Genomic DNA, 515 nt, shown 5'->3' with positions numbered 1-515 from the left:
GCGCGTGGGTGGGCTTGGTCATACGCTTGCGCTAAATGCTGGAAATCCAAGTGTGTGTAGATTTGGGTCGTCGATATGTTCTCGTGACCTAAAAGCTCTTGCACCGCACGTAAGTTGTTGCTCGACTCCAGCATGTGCGTGGCAAATGAGTGGCGCAACTTATGTGGGCTAATGTGACTGGCTACAGACTGTTTTTGTCCCCACTCGGCCATGCGTTTTTGCACGCTACGGTGCGAAATACGGGTTCCGAGTTTAGACACAAACAATGCAGGTTCACCTGGCGCTGCTAAGTCACCACGAACGCGCAGCCACTTACCAACCCATTCCGTTGCCATCCCCGAAAAAGGCACTTTACGTTCTTTGTCACCTTTACCGATAACACGAAGCTCGCCACTGCGAAGCTGCACATCTCGCACATCCACACTGACCAACTCGGCTAAACGCAGGCCGGCACCGTACATCAGCTCCATCATTGCGCGATCGCGGATCGCCAATGGGTCATCTTCATTCACTTC

The 515-nt window shown here is 53.0% G+C and carries 1 protein-coding gene; it reads right to left on the bottom strand.

Annotated features, from left to right (window positions below; genetic code table 11):
- Nucleotides 1-515: tyrosine recombinase XerC (locus R7Z77_RS28510; protein WP_318137456.1), on the bottom strand; the 515-nt coding region annotated here is incomplete at both ends.

It is taken from the genome of Vibrio sp. 1401 (assembly GCF_033340295.1).
Note: the sequence above shows the minus strand (reverse complement) of the source record. Positions and strands in the feature narration are given on the sequence as shown.